The sequence below is a fragment of the Acinetobacter sp. YH12140 genome (assembly GCF_013418475.1).
GTDB lineage: Bacteria > Pseudomonadota > Gammaproteobacteria > Pseudomonadales > Moraxellaceae > Acinetobacter > Acinetobacter amyesii.
The window spans coordinates 1-1,092 of the sequence record NZ_VPBZ01000040.1 but is presented as its reverse complement, the minus strand read 5'-3'; the positions used below and the strand labels follow the sequence as shown (position 1 = coordinate 1,092).

Sequence of the window (1,092 nt, the reverse complement as noted above, 5' to 3'; positions counted from 1 at the left end):
TGGTTCTTGGTTAATGGTTAATGGTTTATGGTTAGGTGACGGTTCGTGCTTTTCTTCACACGGTTCGTGCACGGTTCGTGACGCTTCGTTTTTAGATTTGCGTTTTTCTTCACGCTGCTTGGCGATTCGTGCGTTAGTTTCAGCTTTGGCTTTATAATCCATTAGCTCATCTTGAATGCGCTTTTGAATATATCGACCATCATTTTGCAGTTCAAAAAACTTGGTTAATACGAATTTAACAGCTGCAATTTCCGCTTCGTCACGAGCCCAAGTCCAATCAAGTGCATCTTCAAGAGTTGGGAACACTTCACGGTCGTAAATTGCATCCATGAGTAAGGTATAAGCACCATGTTCAAGCATGGATAAACGCCCTGCTTTTTTAGCGTAATCGCCTAGATTGCGTTTGTAGTAATGCATTAGTTACACCCCACACATTCATTATTTTTAACTTTACGCACCAAACCACCACATGCCTTGCACGACTTAGTATGCATATACGTTGTGCGACCCATTGAGCGCGCATTGCTTCGATTCTTTTGATGCTGTGGAATGTCAGCACGGTCTTTTGATTCACCGAATGAGAAGTGACCACGCTCAACACCAAATACAGAGTTAAAGTCGGTACTGAAACGGTCTTGGAATAGAGAGTCGATCATGCTGCACCTCGATTTACCTGACGCATCCAAAGATCACGGCCGATTGTTAAGCATAGGTCGCACTCACAACCAAAAGAATAGCTGTCGGCAGTTCCACAAGCCCTTTCTCTTTCGATCATCTGTTCTTCAAATCTTTCTATGTCTTCGTCGGAGCCGCTCTCTTTTCTAATGAGTCCGTAACCCATGTTGTACCCGCGCATAAATGCACAGCAAATTTCGCATCTGCATTTCTTTGCATACGCACTATGCGTGCCGTGCTTAACTGGTTTTGGACCCACCAACTCAGGAAGGTTTTCTTGTTTTCTGGCTTTACGTTCCGCTTCGTATTTACGCTTAGCATCACAACAATCAAGACAGCGGCATTTATGGTGCTGATAACCACTATTTGTGCCGTGAGTTAATCCTCTCATGCCGCCACCCCTTCACTCACTAGCTT

3 protein-coding genes are annotated in these 1,092 nt (G+C 44.3%); all 3 read right to left on the bottom strand.

Annotated elements, in window-relative coordinates; all coding sequences use genetic code 11:
• Positions 1–417 (bottom strand): YdaU family protein (locus FTU75_RS18225; protein ID WP_180116573.1); only part of this gene is annotated, 417 nt, incomplete at its 3' end.
• The gene (locus tag FTU75_RS18220; RefSeq protein ID WP_180116572.1) at positions 417–656 is read right to left on the bottom strand and encodes a hypothetical protein; all 240 of its coding nucleotides are present in this window, start codon (positions 654–656) and stop codon (positions 417–419) included. The genes FTU75_RS18220 and FTU75_RS18225, both read right to left, overlap by 1 nt.
• Positions 653–1,066, bottom strand: a complete 414-nt coding sequence (locus FTU75_RS18215; protein WP_180116571.1) for a hypothetical protein — start codon at positions 1,064–1,066, stop codon at positions 653–655. Before FTU75_RS18215 ends, FTU75_RS18220 begins: the two co-directional genes overlap by 4 nt.
• Positions 1,067–1,092 lie beyond the last annotated feature (26 nt).